The sequence below is a fragment of the Microbacterium sp. PAMC21962 genome (genome assembly GCF_019443465.1).
Taxonomy (GTDB): domain Bacteria; phylum Actinomycetota; class Actinomycetes; order Actinomycetales; family Microbacteriaceae; genus Microbacterium; species Microbacterium hominis.
Map to the genome: position 1 here is coordinate 1,088,587 of NZ_CP080381.1, position 15,016 is coordinate 1,103,602.

A 15,016-nucleotide genomic window follows, 5' to 3' on the forward strand; every position below is an offset into this window, starting at 1 on the left:
GCGATCCTAGAAGGTGCGCGCCCGACTCGCCGTCCGCGCGGCGGGGGAAAACACGGCGGATGCCGACTCAGGCGGCGCCGTCGAACATGCTCGTGACGGAGCCGTCCTCGAAGACCTCCTTGATCGCGCGCGCGAGCAGCGGGGCGATCGGCAGGATCGTCAGTCCCGGGAAACGCTTCTCGGGGGGCAGCGGGATCGTGTCGGTGACGACGACCTCGTCGATGGCGGCATCCTGCAGGCGCTGCGTGGCGGGGTCGCTGAACACGGCGTGCGTGGCGGCGACGATGACGCGCTCGGCGCCGTTCGCCTTGAGCGCCTGGGCGGCCTTCACGATCGTCCCGCCGGTGTCGATCATGTCGTCCACCAGCAGGCAGACGCGACCCTCGACATGTCCGACGATCTCGTTGACCGTCACCTGGTTGGCCACGTTCGGATCGCGCCGCTTGTGGATGATCGCCAGCGGCGCCCCCAGCGAGTCCGACCACTGGTCGGCGACGCGCACACGTCCGGTGTCGGGCGAGACGACGGTCAGCTTCTCGCGGTCCTCCGGCGACAGGCTCTTCTGGAAGTAGTCGAGCAGCACGGGCTTGGCGAACAGGTGGTCGACGGGGCCGTCGAAGAACCCCTGGATCTGCGCGGCGTGCAGGTCGACGCTCATGACCCGGTCGGCGCCCGCCGTCTTCAGCAGGTCGGCGACGAGACGGGCGCTGATCGGCTCGCGGCCGCGTCCCTTCTTGTCCTGGCGCGAGTACGGGTAGTAGGGCGCGACGACCGTGATGCGCTTGGCGGATGCCCGCTTGGCGGCATCCAGCATGATCAGCAGCTCCATGAGCCACTCGTTCACGGGAGGCCCGAAGGACTGGATGATGAACGCGTCGCATCCGCGGATCGACACCTCGAACCGCGTCAGGATCTCCCCCGACGCGAACGTGCGGTGCTCGGTCGGGACGAGCTCGGTGCCGAGGGCCGCGGCGACGTCGTGGGACAGGGTCGGGTGGGAGCTTCCGCTCGCGACGACCAGACGCTTCTTGGTCTTGGCGACGAGTCCCGGGGCGATCCCGCGCTCGACGTCCAGATCAACCGTGTGCTTCTTGCGCGCCATCGTCCGCTTCCTGTGCAGACCGGGACTGCGCGGCAGCTGCCGCCGCGGCCGTTCCCGGTCGGTGGTTCTCAACCCACCCCTCGACGTTGCGCTGAGGGGCAACGCTCAAGGCGAGGGCTCCGGGCGGGACATCCTTGCGGATCACCGCGCCGGCTCCGGTCTTGGCGCCGTCTCCGATCCTAACGGGCGCGACGAACACGTTGTGCGAGCCGGAGTGCACCTCGTCACCGATCTCGGTGCGGTGCTTGGCGATGTCGTCGTAGTTGGCCGTGATCGCGCCGGCGCCGAGGTTCACCCCGCGACCGATGGTCGTGTCGCCGATGTAGGACAGGTGCGGCACCTTGCTGCCCTCGCCGATGATGGAGTTCTTGGTCTCGACGAAGGTGCCGATCTTACCGCCGGCGGCCAGCACGGTGCCGGGTCGGAGGTAGGCGAAGGGGCCGACCGTGGCGCCCGCGCCGATCACGGCGAGCGTCGCGTCGGCGCGGCGCACGACCGCGTTCTCGCCGACCTCGCAGTCCTCCAGCGTCGTGTCCGGGCCGATCGTGGCGCCCGCGGCCACCGCCGTCGCCCGCAGGATGTGGGTGTTCGGCAGCACGGTGACGTCGGGTGCGAGGGTCGCCGTCACGTCGATCCACGTCGTCGCCGGGTCCTGGATGGTCGCCCCCTCGAGCTGCCAGCGGCGCACGGTGCGGGCGTTGAGCAGCCGCCCCGCCTCGGCGAGCTGGGCGCGATCGTTGACGCCGAGCGTGAGGGCGACGTCCGCCACGATCGAGGCGACCACCGGCTCCCCGGCGGCACGGGCGAGCCCGATGACGTCGGTGAGGTACTTCTCGCCCTGCGCGTTGTCGGTGCCCACGCGCGCCAGATGCCTGCGGAGGGCGGCGGAGCGGAAGACGTAGACGCCGGCGTTGATCTCGGTCACGGCCGCCTCGGCCGCCGTCGCGTCCTTCTGCTCGACGATGCGCTCGACGGTGCCGTCGGTCGCGCGGATGACGCGGCCGTAGCCGGTCGCGTCGTCGAGCACCGCCGACAGCAGCGTCGCGCTGGCCCCCGAGTCGCGGTGATCGCGGACGAGGGCGCTGAGAGTCGGCGCGTCCAGCAGCGGGACGTCGCCCGAGAGCACCAGGACGTCGCCGTCGAAGGCCGGCACCGCGGCCAGCGCGACCTCGACCGCGCGGCCCGTCCCGGGGACGTCGTCCTGATCGACGACGACGACCTCGGGTGAGATGCCGGTGACGGCGTCGGCGACCAGGTCGCGCTCGTGCCGGACGACGACCAGCACGTGCGCGGCGGAGAGGTCGCGCGCCGTGTCGAGGACATGGCCCACGAGCGGGCGCCCGCCGATGCGATGCAGCACCTTCGGAAGCGCGGATCGCATGCGCGTCCCCTGCCCGGCGGCGAGGATCACGACGGCCAGGGACGCATCCCACGTGTTCTCTGTCATGCTCCGCCGCCAGGATTCGAACCTGAACCTCACAGCTCCAAAGGCTGTCGTGCTGCCGTTACACCACGGCGGACCGCACCCCGCGAGTCGGCGGGTATGCCGGTCCAGTCTGCCAGTCTCCGGCGCCGAAGACCGCATCGATCGGCCGTCAGGCGAGCATGAGGAAGAGCTTCTCCAGCTCCTCCGTCGTGAGGCCGTCCTCGATCTCGGCGGCGGCCGGATCGGCGAGGCATTCGCGCAGCGCGGTCGACACGATCGCGAAGCCCGCGCGGTCCAGGGCGTGGGAGACGGCCGCCAGCTGCATGACGACGTCGCGACACGGCCGCCCCTCCTCCACGGCCGCGATCACGGCGTCCAGCTGCCCGCGGGCGCGGCGCAGCCGGTTGGCGATCTTGCGCTGGGCGGCGGGGTCGTGCGTCGAGGTCGCCATCAGCGCGAGAACAGTCGGGAGAAGAAGCCCGATCCGCTGTCGGTCTCGTGTCCGGCGCAGCGCTGCGCGGCGGGGACGTTGCGCATCACCTGGTCCACGTGCTGGCCGCAGCCGGCCCAGGTCGTCTTTCCGCAGGTGGTGCACGTCACGGCAGAGCACATGTGAGGTCTCCTCGTCTTTCGGTGTCGGTGTGGGGGGGGTTCAGACGGCGGTGCGATCGGTCACGAGCAGGGTGCCCGCGCGGTCGCCGAGGACGGCGCGGAGCGTCAGCATGCCGCCGGAGAGGGATGCCGAGTCGAACCCGGCCTGCGCGAGCACCCGATGCGCGATCGCGGAGCGCACGCCCGACTGGCACATCACGCGCACGGGGCGGCCGGCGGCGGCGTCGCGGACCTCGTCGAGGCGGGCCCGCAGCTGCGTGTGCGGGATCGCCAGGACGTCCGGCAGCCGGCCGGCGGCGAGCTCCGCGGGCGTCCGGACGTCGAGGACGAGCGCCGACGAGAGCACCTCCTCGAGCTCCTGCGCGTACCAGAGGCGGAGCGTGCCGGAGCGCACGTTCTCCCCCACCATGCCCAGCAGGTTCACGGGATCCTTCGCCGAACCGTACGGCGGCGCATAGGCCAGATCGAGATCGATGAGGTCCTCGACGCTCCACCCGGCACGGATGGCGGTGGCGAGCACGTCGATCCGCTTGTCGACGCCGTCGGCGCCGACGGCCTGCGCACCCATCAGACGACCGTCGTCGCGCCGGACGTGCGCGACGAGGTGGATCTGCGAGGCACCGGGGAAATAGCCCGCGTGCTGGCCCGGGTGCAGGTGCACGGTGTCGACCTCGACGTCCGCGGCCGCCAGTGCGGCACGGTTGGCGCCCGTCAGCGCGACCGTCTGCGCGCCGACGCGCACGATGGCGGTGCCGACCGGTCGTGGGATCGCGCGGGCCGTGTGCGGGCGGAGGATCGCATCGGCCACGAGGCGGCCCGCCCGGTTGGCGGGGCCGGCGAGGGCGACGGGGCGCACGGCTCCCGTCACGGCGTCGGCCACCGCGGTCGCATCGCCGACCGCATAGACGTCGGGCAGCGAGGTGCGGCCGTGGTCGTCGACGATCATCGCCCCGCGGCCGCAGGCGACGCCAGCCTCTTCGAACACGGCGGTGTCGGGCCGGACCCCGACCGAGAGCACCACCAGATCGGCGTCGAGCCGCGATCCGTCGTCGAGGACGACGACGTCGGCGTCGACGCCCGACTCGATCGCCGTCGCGGCCGCACCGGCGCGCACCTCGATGCCGAGCGCGTGCAGCTCGGCGCTCACGAGGGTCGCGAGCTCCTCCTCCAGCGGAGGGAGGACGTGGGGCGCGAGCTCCACGACCGTGGTGTGCAGGCCGCGCTGGGCGAGCGCCTCCGCGGCCTCGACGCCGATGAAGCCGGCACCGAGCACGACCGCCCGGCGCGCACCGGCGGCGACGCGGTCGCGCAGCGCCACGGCATCCTCCACGGTGCGCAGCGTCCGCACGCGAGGGGAGTCGAGTCCGGCGATCGGCGGGCGCGCCGACTGCGCGCCCGGTGCGAGCACGAGGGCGTCGTAGGCGAGCGTGTCGACCCCGTCCGCGGTGACGACCGTCACGGTCTTGGCCGCGGCATCCAGGTGGGTCACGTCGTGTCCGGTGCGTACGTCCAGGGCCAGCGCGGCCTTCAGCGACGCGGGCGTCTGCACGAGCAGTGCAGACGGGTCGGCGATCTCGCCGCCCACGAGGTAGGGCAGACCGCAGTTGGCGAAGGAGACGTGCTCCCCGCGCTCGAGGACGACGATCTCGGCGGACTCGTCGAGCCTGCGCGCGCGTGCGGCGCAGCTCATCCCTCCCGCCACGCCTCCGACGATCACGATGCGCATCCGTGCTCCCCCTTCAGGTTCAGTTCTCGCCCGAATATACCCCCGGGGGTATTGCGCGCCAAATCGGGCGGATCGCCTCCCGCGATAATGGAGCCATGGCCACCGAACACGACGAAGTCGACCGGATCGTCGGCGCGTGGGGTGCCCAGCGTCCCGACCTCGACTTCTCGCCCCTCGAGGTGCTCTCCCGCGTCGACCGTCTGTCGCGCCACCTCGACCGGGCGCGGCGTGAGGCGTTCCGCCGCAGCGACCTCGAGCCGTGGGAGTGGGACGTGCTGTCTGCCCTGCGCCGCGCGGGCGAGCCCTATCAGCTGAGCCCGAAGCAGCTGCTGCAGCAGACCCTCGTCTCCAGCGGGACGATGACCAACCGCATCGATCGGCTCGTGGGCCGCCGTCTCGTGCGCCGCGAAGCCGACCCGGCCGACGGCCGCAGCGTGCTCGTCACGATCACCGACGACGGGAAGACCCGCGTGGATGCCGCCATCACGCGTCTCGTCGACGCGGAGGCCCTGCTGCTCGGCGTGCTCTCCCGCGGCGACCGGGAACGCCTCGCGGCCCTGCTGCGCAAGCTCTCCCTCGGCTTCGACGCCTGACCCAGGCTCGCGTTTCGGTCGCCTCGAGCGCCCGAAACGGCGCCCCAGCGAGTTTCGGACGCCACGAGCGACCGAAACTCCGCCGTCGCGGGGCGTCAGCCGAGAAGCTCGGACAGCTCGAACCAGCGCTCCTCCAGCGCGGCGATCTCCGCCTCCAGCTCGCCGATCGCCCGCATCCGCTCCCCCAGGCCGACGTAGTCCGCCTGGTCGTGGTCGGCGAGTGCCGCGCGCGCGGCATCGACCTGGGACGTGAGCTTCTGGATGCGCCGCTCCGCGGCGGCCACCTCTTTCTGGGCTGCGCGCAGGTCGGCGCCGGCGAGGGCGGGACCGGACGCGGCGGCGCCGGATGCCGCGGGAGCGGCGGCCGGTGCGGACAGCTGCGCGGCGCGCAGGCGCAGGTACTCGTCGATGCCGCCGGGCAGGTGCCGGAGGCGCCCGTCCAGCACGGCGTACTGCTGGTCCGTGACGCGCTCGAGGAAGTAGCGATCGTGGCTGACGACCAGCAGGGTCCCCGCCCACGAGTCCAGGAGATCCTCGATGGCGGCGAGCATGTCGGTGTCGAGGTCGTTCGTCGGCTCGTCGAGGATGAGCACGTTCGGCTGGTCGAGCAGGATCAGCAGCAGCTGCAGCCGACGCTGCTGCCCGCCGGAGAGATCCTTGACCGGCGTCGACAGTTGGGCGGAGCTGAAACCCATCCGCTCCAGCAGCTGCCCGGGCGTCAGCTCGGCGGCCTTCGAGCCCGTGCCGATCGTGTAGCTCGTGCGCAGGCCCGAGATCACGACCCGCACCGGGTCGTCCCGGTACTGGTCCAGCTCGTCCATCCGCTGCGTGAGCGTTGCGACCTTCACGGTCTTGCCGCGCTTGACCCGGCCGCTCGTGGGCTCGACCGTCCCGGCCACCAGGCCGAGGAGCGTCGACTTGCCGGCGCCGTTGACGCCGAGGATGCCGGTGCGCTCGCCCGGCGCGATGCGCCACTCGACGTCGGTGAGCACCGGATGCCCGTCGTACGCGACGCCGGCATCCAGCAGGTCGACGACGTCCTTGCCCAGGCGGGAGACGGCGAGGGACTGCAGCTGGACGGCGTCGCGGATCTCGGGGACGTCGGCGATCAAGGCGTTGGCCGCGTCGATGCGGAAGCGGGGCTTGCTCGTGCGCGCGGGCGCGCCGCGGCGCAGCCACGCGAGCTCCTTGCGGGCGAGGTTCTGCCGCCGCTGCTCGATGACCGCCGACTGGCGGTCGCGCTCGACGCGCTGCAGCACGTACGCGGCGTAGCCGCCCTCGAACGGCTCGACGATGCGGTCGTGCACCTCCCACGTGCGGGTGCAGACCTCGTCGAGGAACCACCGGTCGTGGGTGACGACCAGCAGCGCCCCCGTCGAGGCGGACCAGCGGCGCTTGAGGTGCGCGGCGAGCCAGGCGACCGCCTCGACGTCGAGGTGGTTCGTGGGCTCGTCGAGGGCGAGGACGTCCCAGTCGCCGACGAGCAGTCGCGCGAGCGCCACGCGCCGGCGCTGCCCGCCCGAGAGACCGACCACCGGGCCGTCCCAGTCGAGGTCGCCGACCAGGCCGGAGACCACGTCGCGGACGCCGGCATCGCCCGCCCAGTCGTGCTCGGCGCGGTCGCCGACGACGCTCTGGGCGATCGTGAGGGCGTCGTCGAGCGTGTCGCCCTGATCGAGCACGCCCACGCGCACCCCGCCGCGCACGGTGACGCGACCGGCATCCGGCTCCAGACGCCCCGCGAGCATCGCCATCAGACTGGACTTGCCGTCGCCGTTGCGGCCGACGATGCCGATGCGATCCCCCTCGTCGACGCCGAGAGAGACGCCGTCGAAGACGACCTTCGTGGGGAATTCCAGGTGGAGGCCCTCAGCCCCGAGCAGATGCGCCATATCCGCTCCAGGCTACGCGAGAGGTCCCGGCGGTCAGTACCAGAAGCTCAGCCGCGGCGGCACCGTGGAGGCGAACAGCCGTGCGAGCGCGGGGGCGTCGTCGGCGACCAGACGGCCCGCGCGCGCCAGCGTCACGGGCGAGACGCCGCCCAGCAGCAGCGCAGACAGCTCGGCCACCCCGAGCGTGACCGTCGGCACGCCGACCGGCGGCTCGTCGACGAGCTCCACCGCGGCGGTGCCGTCGGCATCCGTCGTCAGCAGGAACACCCCGGAGGCGATGCCCAGCGGATCGGCGACGTCGAGCACGACCGTGTCGACGACGTCGTAGGCCCGCGCCGACAGCGCCGCCGGCACGTCCAGGATGCGCGTGTAGTGGTGGTCGCGCAGCGTCACCGTCACGGCGCGCTGGTCGGCGATCATCCACCACAGCGGCTCGTCGACCGACAGCTCGCTGGCCTCCACCGTGCCGATGAGGTCCATCGTGAGGAAGAAGCGCCAGAGGGCGGCGTACGCCTCGTCGCCGGCGGCGAGCAGCAGGCCGATCTCGACGGTGGATGCCGCGAAGTCGTGCTCGTTCTCGGTGACGCGGTACACGGCGACGCCCTCGACGTCGCCGGACGGCGAGCGGTACTGCACCGCCCGCAGCTGCTCGGCCTTCTCGACGTCCGCTCTCGTGCCGAAGAAGCGATCCCAGTGTCCGCCGGGCATGTCGATCTCACCGGGCGCGTGCACGCGGACCCGCTCGTGCAGCTCCGCGGCGATCTCCCGTCCCTGCGCACGCGTGACGAAGTCGATGCGTCCGGGGGCGTCGGGTCCGATCCACCGTGCACGGCGCGCGTCGATCCGCCACTGCGCGGCCAGCGCCGCGGGGGCGAAGCCGAAGCGGCCGTAGATGGTCGACTCGCTGACGGTGAGGATCGCCACCGGAAGGCCCCGCTCGACGGCGGTGCGCAGCTCGCCCGCCATCACCGAGCGCAGGATGCCGCGGCGGCGATGGGTCGGGGCGACGGTCACGGAGCTGATCGCGCAGGCGGGCACCGCCCCGCCGGGGAGACTGAGCTCTGCGGCCCACGACGCGAAGGTCGCGACCGGCACCTCGGGCTGCGGCGCCGTCTCGTCGAAGACGCCGAGCTTGCGACGGTACGCCGAGCCGGCGAAGAACGCCTCGCGCTGCGTCTCGGTGCGTTCGCCGTCGAGGAACCCGCGCGAGACGGCCTCCAGCCACGGGTCGGTCTCGGTGCGCAGCGCGTCGTCGACCCGCCGCACGACGAGGTCGCGCGCGGCGAGCTCATCGACCAGGGTGCTGTCGAGCGAGGCGTCGTGGTGCGGGCGGTGACGATCGGTCATGGTGCTCTCCGTTCGAGGGGTGTGCGAGATGGCGGCGCTCAGGCCGTGACGACGCGGGCGCCGGGCACGGGACCGTGCGCGTGCAGCACACGCGAACGGGCCGGCGCGACGGCCGAGAGGTCGGCGGCGAGCTCGACGGCGGCGCGCTCGTCGGCCGCGAGGAAGGCGACCGTGGGCCCCGACCCCGAGACGATACCGGCCAGGGCGCCCGCCCGTCGTCCGGCGCGCAGGGTGTCGGCGAGTGCGGGCCGCAGCGACAGCGCGGCATCCTGGAGGTCGTTGCGGACGGCGACGGCGAGCGCCGCGGGGTCGCCCGCCCGCAGCGCCTGCAGCACCACGGGATCGGCGGACGGCACGCCGTGATCGGGGGCGATGTCGGGCAGGTCGCGCAGGCGGTCGAGCTCGCCGTAGACCGCCGGCGTCGACAGCCCGTCCGCACTGGTCACGAGCACCCAGTCGAACCGCCCGCGGGCGAGCGCCGGCGCCAGCTCGTCGCCGCGGCCGGTTCCGATCGCCGTGCCGCCGAGGACCGCGAACGGCACGTCCGCGCCGAGGGGCGCACCGAGCTCCTGCAGCTCGAGCGTCGTCAGCCCGCCGCCCAGCAGCTCGTTGACGGCGACGAGGGCGGCCGCGGCATCCGCCGACCCGCCCCCCATGCCGCCGGCGACGGGCACGCCCTTGTGGACGTCGAGGTGGATGCCGCCCTGCCAGCCCAGCCGCTCGGCGGCGCGGCGCGCCGCGCGGACGGCGAGGTTCGTGGCGTCGAGGGGGACGCCGGACACATCGAGGTCGCCCGTGACGGCGATGGTGAAGTCGTCGGCCACCCGCGCCCACACGTCCTCGTACACCGACACGGCCTGGTACACCGAGGCGACGTCGTGGTAGCCGTCGGGCTGGACGTCGCCGACGTCGAAGGCGATGTTGATCTTGCCGGGCGCGCGCGCGTGCACCCGGCGACCGGCCAGCCCGGCGATGGTCACGAAGCGTCCACCCAGATCTCTCCGATGCCGGCGGCGATCACGTCGATGCGCGCGAGCTCCTCGGCGTCGAAGGCGGGCCCGTCCAGCGCGGCGAGGTTCTCGTCGAGCTGCGCGGTCCGCGAGGCCCCGATGAGCGCCGAGGCCACGACACCGTCGCGCAGCACCCACTGCAGAGCCAGCTGCGCGAGGCTCTGCCCGCGCTCACGAGCGATCACGTCGAGAGCGCGCAGGCCCTCCAGGGCGGAGTCGGTCAGGCGACGCCCGGGCAGCGACGAGCGGTCCTGGGAGCGGGTCGCGGTGCCGTCGCCGAGGTAGCGATCGGTCAGCAGCCCCTGTGCCAGGGGGACGAACGCGATGGCGCCCATGCCCTCCTGCTGCAGCACGCCGGTCAGACCGTCTTCGATCCACCGGTTGAGGATCGAGTAGGCGGGCTGGTGGATGATCAGGGGCGTGCCGAGCGCACGCGCGACGGCGGCGGCCCGCGCGGTCTGCTCGGGCTCATACGACGAGATGCCGACGTAGAGCGCCTTGCCCTGTCGCACGAGGGTGTCGAGCGCGGCGACCGTCTCCTCGATGGGCGTCACCGGGTCGAAGCGGTGCGAGTAGAAGATGTCGACGTAGTCGAGCGACATCCGCGTGAGGGACTGCTCCGCGCTGGCCAGCAGATACTTGCGCGAGCCCCACTGCCCGTAGGGTCCGTCCCACATGTCGTAGCCGGCCTTCGACGAGATGATGAGCTCGTCGCGGTAGGGCCGGAAGTCCTCGCGCATCATGCGGCCGAAGTTCGTCTCCGCGCTGCCGTACGGCGGGCCGTAGTTGTTGGCGAGGTCGAAGTGGGTGATGCCGCGGTCGAAGGCGTGGCGCAGCAGCGCGCGCTGATTGTCGAACGGCACGTTGTCGCCGAAGTTCCACCACAGCCCCAGCGAGATCGCGGGGAGGTAGAGGCCGCTGGCGCCCACCTGTCGGTAGCCGGCGGAGGTGTAGCGGTCGGGGGCCGCGGTGTAGGGACGGTGCAGGTCGCCGCCGCGCGACGCGGCGAAACGCTCGGGGGTGTCGGTCACCCGTCCAGGCTATCGAGCGCAGGGCGCCGGCGGCGGCCGGGGGCCGAAACGCGGAGGAAACGACATGCGCGTACGCTGAAGGCTCCCCGGCGACGAAAGAAGGTCTGCGTGACACCACTGGAGGCACTCTCACCGCATCCGCACCCCTGGTCAGGTCTGCTCGCCCGCGACGACCTCCGATGGGTCGACGGTGTCCTCCACCTCGTGCACGACGACCTCACCCCCGAGATGGCCCGGACGGCCGACATCGGCCTCGTCGCCGACGCCCTCGCGGCCGCCGGCCTCGACCCGATGCTCGCGCAGGACGACCACGGCGGCGCGGTGATCGTCGTGGATGCCGCCGAAGGCCCGGCCGCCGTCCGCGCCCTGGCCGCGGCCGGCGCGGACGAACCGCTCTACGCCAAGCCCGCCGGCGCCGCCGCGCGCCTCGCGGTGGATCTGCCCCTCCCCGACCCGGACGGCGTCTGGGGGATGCGTCTGTACCGCCCGCGCGTCAGCGCCAACGGCTCGCTGCGCTACGGGACGGCGGAGTCGGTGCGCCTCGAGGCGTGGCGCCGAGCGGACGGGCTCGTGCACGCGCCGCGCGCCAACGCCCTCACGCGGCGGGTGATCCCGGCATCCGATCTCACCCCCACGACGGTGTGGCGCCACGGCCGCTCCTGGAGGACGGTCGTGGGCATGTTCGACGCGCGCCCGCATCAGGTCACCGCCGACATCGACATGGTCTTCTCGTGGGTCGACGGCTCGGCCAGCGAGTTCCAGCGCCAGCGCGCCGCGCAGCTCGAGGAGTACGTGGTCGGCGAGGGCGACGACGGGCCGGCGCGCTACCGCCACGTCGACGAGCTGCGCTACGCACTGCGCAGCGTGCACATGTACGCCCCCTGGGTGCGACGGATCTTCATCGCCACCGACTCGCCCAAGCCCGCCTGGCTGGCCGAGCACCCGCGCGTCACGATCGTGCGCAGCGAGGAGTTCTTCGCCGACCCGTCGGTTCTGCCCACCCACAACTCGCACGCCGTCGAGGCGCAGCTGCATCGCATCGACGGCCTCGCCGAGCACTTCCTGTACTCGAACGACGACATGTTCTTCGGCCGTCCCGTCGCCCCGGAGATGTTCTTCACCGCGGGCGGGCTCACGACGTTCGTCGAGTGCGACGTGCGCATCGGGGCCGGGGCGGCGCGCAGCGAGCGGTCCGGGCACGACAACGCCCTGCGCGTGAACCGCGCCCTCCTGCTCGAACGCTTCGGCCGCTCGATCGTGCGCGACCTCGAGCACTGCGCCGCGCCGATGAGGCGCAGCATCGCCGCCGAGCTCGAACGGGAGTTCGCCGAGGACATCGCGCGCACCGCGGCATCCCGGTTCCGCTCGGCGAGCGACGTGTCGGTCACCAACAGCCTCTACCACTACTACGCCCTCATGACCGGGCGGGCCGTGGCGACGACCGCACCGCGGGTGACCTACGTGCAGACCACCATGGTCTCCGCGCTGCGCAAGATGCGCCGGCTGGAGGAGCGCCGCGACGCGGACATGTTCTGCCTCAACGACGGCGGTGAGACCGAGGTGCCGGAGGAGATGCGCGTGCGCCTGCTGCGCGACACGCTCGAGCGCATGTTCCCGGTGCGGGCGCCGTGGGAGGTGCCGGTCAGCGCAGCACGGACAACGGCCGCGTCGGCGGGGCGCTCGGCCTCTGCACGCCGACGCCCGTGATGCCCGCCTCGGCGAGCCGCCGGCGGGCGGCCTCCGGGTCGGTGTACTCCATCACGCGGGGGACGTCGACGGGGACCACGGAGTGGACGACCGTGTCGTCGTAGACGTGCACCAGGTTGTACGACTGGGCCCCGTCCTGCGGGCGGGTGCCGCCGACGGGGACGGTGAGATCCTGCGCGTAGCAGGTGGATGACGCGACCGACACGGGGATGCCCGCGAACGTCGCGAACGTCGAGTAGTGCAGGTGCCCCGCGATGATGGCACGGATGTCGGTGCCGCGGACGACGGCGGCCAGACGCGCCTGACCGCGCAGCTCGACGCTCGCCGCCAACGCGAGCACGCTGGGAACGGGCGGGTGGTGCATCGCCAGGATCGTGCCGAGCGGCGCGGGCGTCTCCAGCACGGCGGACAGCCACGCGAGCTGGGCGTCGGAGAGCTCGCCGTAGTGGTGGCCCGGAACCGAGGTGTCGAGGGTGACGATGCGCAGACCGTCGAACTCGTCCACCCGGTCGACGGGGCGCAGATCGGCGGCCGGATCGTCCCACAGCTCGGCGCGGAACGCGGCGCGATCGTCGTGGTTTCCCATCACCCACACCACCGGCGCCTCCAGGCGCGCGGCGACGGGCTCCACCATCGCCCGCAGCGTCGCGTACGCGGCACGCTCGCCGAGGTCGACGAGGTCGCCGGTGACGACGATGGCGTCGGGCCGCACGCCCGAGGACTCGATGCCGTCGAGCGCGCGGGCGAGGTGCTCCTCGCCCGAGACGGCGTCCCAGATGCGCGAGCCCCCGGCCCGAAGGTGGGTGTCGCTGAGATGAAGCACGATCCGCTCGGGAGCAGGATGCTCGGCCATTCGCATGCGCGTCATGTTACAGACATGTTTCGTGACCGCGCGGTGAACGTTGCGCGTCGTGTCGAGGTCGCCGCCGGCGCGCGGTCAGCGGGAGGCGCGGGCGACGGCCACGAAGTGGTCGATCGTCAGCTGCTCGCCCCGGGCCGTGGGGTCCACTCCGGCCGCCTCCAGCACCGCGGTCGCCGCCGCCGATGAGCCGCCGAGGAGCGGGGCAAGCGCCTGGCGCAGCATCTTGCGGCGCTGCTGGAAGGCGGCATCCACGACCCGGAAGGTGGCGCGGCGGAGGGTCTCGTCGCCGCGGGGCTGCGGATCTCGGCGGAATCCGACCAGCACGCTGTCGACGTTCGGCACCGGCCAGAAGACCTGCCGCGACACCGTGCCCGCCAGCCGCCACGCGCCGTACCAGGCCGCCTTGACGCTCGGGGCGCCGTAGACCTTCGATCCGGGAGGCGCCGCGAGGCGCTCCCCCACCTCGGCCTGCACCATCACGACGCCGCGCTCGAGACCGGGAAAGGTCTCCATGAAGTGCAGGAGCACCGGCACGCTGACGTTGTAGGGCAGGTTCGCGACGAGCACGTTCGGATCGCCCGGCAGCGCCGTGACACGGAGGGCGTCGGCATCCACGACCGTCAGCGCACCGTCGGCGACGCCGTGGGCCGCGGCGGTGGCCGGCAGCCGCTCCGCGAGGCGGTGGTCGATCTCGACGGCGGTGACGGGCGCGCCCGTCTCGAGGATGGCGAGGGTGAGCGAGCCGAGTCCCGGCCCGACCTCGACGACGCGGTCGGCGGCGGTCACCTCCGCGACGTGGACGATCTTTCGCACCGTGTTGGCGTCGACGACGAAGTTCTGCCCCAGCTTCTTGGTCGGAGTGACGTCGAGGTCGGCGGCGAGCGCGCGGATCTCGGCGGCTCCGAGCAGGGTCACGGGCATGCGCACCAGCCTATCCGTGATGCGTGCGGCCGCCCGAGCCGGCGGGATCCGCGGCCTAGGGGATCCAGTAGCCGACGGCGCACAGCAGGCGCGTCTCGTCGTCGGCCCCCTCGGGCGGATCGACCGCCGGCGGGAAAACACCCCACGCGCGCCACTCCTCGGCGAACGAGACGACGTGCTCCTCGAGACCGGCGATCAGCTCGGGGGTGAAGTGGAACGGGATGCCGAGGTGCTTCGCGATGAGCCACGCCTGGAACGCCCGGTAGGTGGCGAGGTGGGCGAGACCCTCGGCGGCCGGGTAGTCGCCGTAGCTGAACCGGAAGGTGTCGGCGTAACCGCCGGCGCGGACCGCCGCCGTCGCGGCGTCGTTGCGGGCGTCGTACGCGCCGATCGGATCGTCGCCGAGCAGGTCGACTCCCCGCAGGTCGTCGCCGTCGGCCGATGCGCGCCCGCGCAGGACGTCGGGGACCCAGGCCTCGTCGTAGGTGTGCGCCTGAAGGATGTCGCGGAAGGTGGGATCCGCCGTGGAGGTCCATTCGGACGGTGCCGGACGGGTGAGATCGGCCGGGTCGATCCGGTCGATCACGTCGCGCAGGGCGGCGTCGGAACGCAGAAACAGCTCGTCGGTGTCCATGGTCGACACGCTAGAGGGAGCCTCCGACACGGCGTCCTCCGCGGCCGGGTCGGTGCCGTTGTTGGTGCCGTTGCCGGGGCCGGTGCCGAGGAGATGTCGCAAATCGAGGACGGGATGCCGCGGCTCGGCCCGCGGCATCCCGTCCTCTCCGCG

The 15,016-nt window shown here is 72.7% G+C and carries 14 protein-coding genes and 1 tRNA gene; 2 read left to right on the forward strand and 13 right to left on the reverse strand.

Annotated features, from left to right (window positions below; all coding sequences use genetic code 11):
- Positions 1–67: 67 nt before the first annotated feature.
- The 6 genes from KY498_RS05375 to KY498_RS05400 form a co-directional block, all read right to left on the reverse strand.
- Complete coding sequence (locus KY498_RS05375) at positions 68–1,102, reverse strand: ribose-phosphate diphosphokinase (protein WP_060959831.1); 1,035 nt, start codon at positions 1,100–1,102, stop codon at positions 68–70.
- Positions 1,077–2,549 carry a bifunctional UDP-N-acetylglucosamine diphosphorylase/glucosamine-1-phosphate N-acetyltransferase GlmU gene (gene glmU / locus KY498_RS05380; protein WP_191008331.1) on the reverse strand — a complete coding sequence of 491 codons (1,473 nt, stop codon included), beginning with the start codon at positions 2,547–2,549 and terminating at the stop codon, positions 1,077–1,079. The genes KY498_RS05375 and glmU overlap by 26 nt, the downstream gene beginning before the upstream one ends.
- A gap of 1 nt (position 2,550) precedes the next feature.
- Positions 2,551–2,622, reverse strand: a tRNA-Gln gene (locus KY498_RS05385).
- 75 nt (positions 2,623–2,697) lie between these two features.
- Positions 2,698–2,979, reverse strand: coding sequence for a metal-sensitive transcriptional regulator (locus KY498_RS05390; RefSeq protein WP_191008330.1), 282 nt, complete (start codon positions 2,977–2,979; stop codon positions 2,698–2,700).
- Positions 2,979–3,140, reverse strand: coding sequence for a hypothetical protein (locus tag KY498_RS05395; protein WP_167626524.1), 162 nt, complete (start codon positions 3,138–3,140; stop codon positions 2,979–2,981). Before KY498_RS05395 ends, KY498_RS05390 begins: the two co-directional genes overlap by 1 nt.
- Before the next feature lie 40 nt (positions 3,141–3,180).
- Positions 3,181–4,866: an FAD-dependent oxidoreductase gene (locus KY498_RS05400; RefSeq protein WP_191008329.1), complete on the reverse strand. Its 1,686-nt coding sequence runs from the start codon at positions 4,864–4,866 to the stop codon at positions 3,181–3,183.
- Between the two features lie 95 nt (positions 4,867–4,961).
- On the opposite strand from KY498_RS05400, the gene KY498_RS05405 reads away from it, so the two are divergent.
- On the forward strand, positions 4,962–5,459 hold the full coding sequence (locus tag KY498_RS05405) for a MarR family winged helix-turn-helix transcriptional regulator (RefSeq protein ID WP_060959835.1): 498 nt from the start codon (positions 4,962–4,964) through the stop codon (positions 5,457–5,459).
- A 95-nt stretch (positions 5,460–5,554) separates the two neighbouring features.
- Here KY498_RS05405 and KY498_RS05410 read toward each other — a convergent pair whose 3' ends face one another.
- From KY498_RS05410 to KY498_RS05425, 4 genes are read right to left on the reverse strand one after another with little or no spacing between them, the layout of a single operon-like run.
- Positions 5,555–7,351 (reverse strand): ABC-F family ATP-binding cassette domain-containing protein, encoded by a 1,797-nt coding sequence (locus KY498_RS05410; protein WP_191008328.1) that lies wholly within the window; start codon positions 7,349–7,351, stop codon positions 5,555–5,557.
- Between the two features lie 33 nt (positions 7,352–7,384).
- On the reverse strand, positions 7,385–8,698 hold the full coding sequence (locus KY498_RS05415) for a GNAT family N-acetyltransferase (RefSeq protein WP_191008327.1): 1,314 nt from the start codon (positions 8,696–8,698) through the stop codon (positions 7,385–7,387).
- Positions 8,699–8,736: 38 nt separating this feature from the next.
- A complete protein-coding gene (locus KY498_RS05420; protein ID WP_191008326.1) occupies positions 8,737–9,678 on the reverse strand; it encodes a 4-(cytidine 5'-diphospho)-2-C-methyl-D-erythritol kinase in 942 nt (313 codons plus the stop codon).
- The gene (locus KY498_RS05425; protein WP_060959839.1) at positions 9,675–10,739 is read right to left on the reverse strand and encodes an aldo/keto reductase; all 1,065 of its coding nucleotides are present in this window, start codon (positions 10,737–10,739) and stop codon (positions 9,675–9,677) included. The genes KY498_RS05420 and KY498_RS05425 overlap by 4 nt, the downstream gene beginning before the upstream one ends.
- A 108-nt stretch (positions 10,740–10,847) precedes the next feature.
- Between KY498_RS05425 and KY498_RS05430 the strand changes: the two genes are divergently transcribed.
- Positions 10,848–12,446, forward strand: coding sequence for a stealth conserved region 3 domain-containing protein (locus KY498_RS05430; protein WP_191008325.1), 1,599 nt, complete (start codon positions 10,848–10,850; stop codon positions 12,444–12,446).
- Here the strand turns inward: KY498_RS05430 and KY498_RS05435 are convergent.
- The 3 genes from KY498_RS05435 to KY498_RS05445 form a co-directional block, all read right to left on the reverse strand.
- Positions 12,382–13,305 carry a phosphodiesterase gene (locus KY498_RS05435; protein ID WP_060959851.1) on the reverse strand — a complete coding sequence of 308 codons (924 nt, stop codon included), beginning with the start codon at positions 13,303–13,305 and terminating at the stop codon, positions 12,382–12,384. The two genes, KY498_RS05430 and KY498_RS05435, sit on opposite strands and share 65 nt — an antisense overlap.
- Before the next feature lie 78 nt (positions 13,306–13,383).
- Positions 13,384–14,229, reverse strand: a complete 846-nt coding sequence (rsmA, locus tag KY498_RS05440; protein WP_101307195.1) for a 16S rRNA (adenine(1518)-N(6)/adenine(1519)-N(6))-dimethyltransferase RsmA — start codon at positions 14,227–14,229, stop codon at positions 13,384–13,386.
- Between the two features lie 55 nt (positions 14,230–14,284).
- Positions 14,285–15,001 (reverse strand): hypothetical protein, encoded by a 717-nt coding sequence (locus KY498_RS05445; RefSeq protein ID WP_223848894.1) that lies wholly within the window; start codon positions 14,999–15,001, stop codon positions 14,285–14,287.
- Between the last annotated feature and the right edge of the window lie 15 nt (positions 15,002–15,016).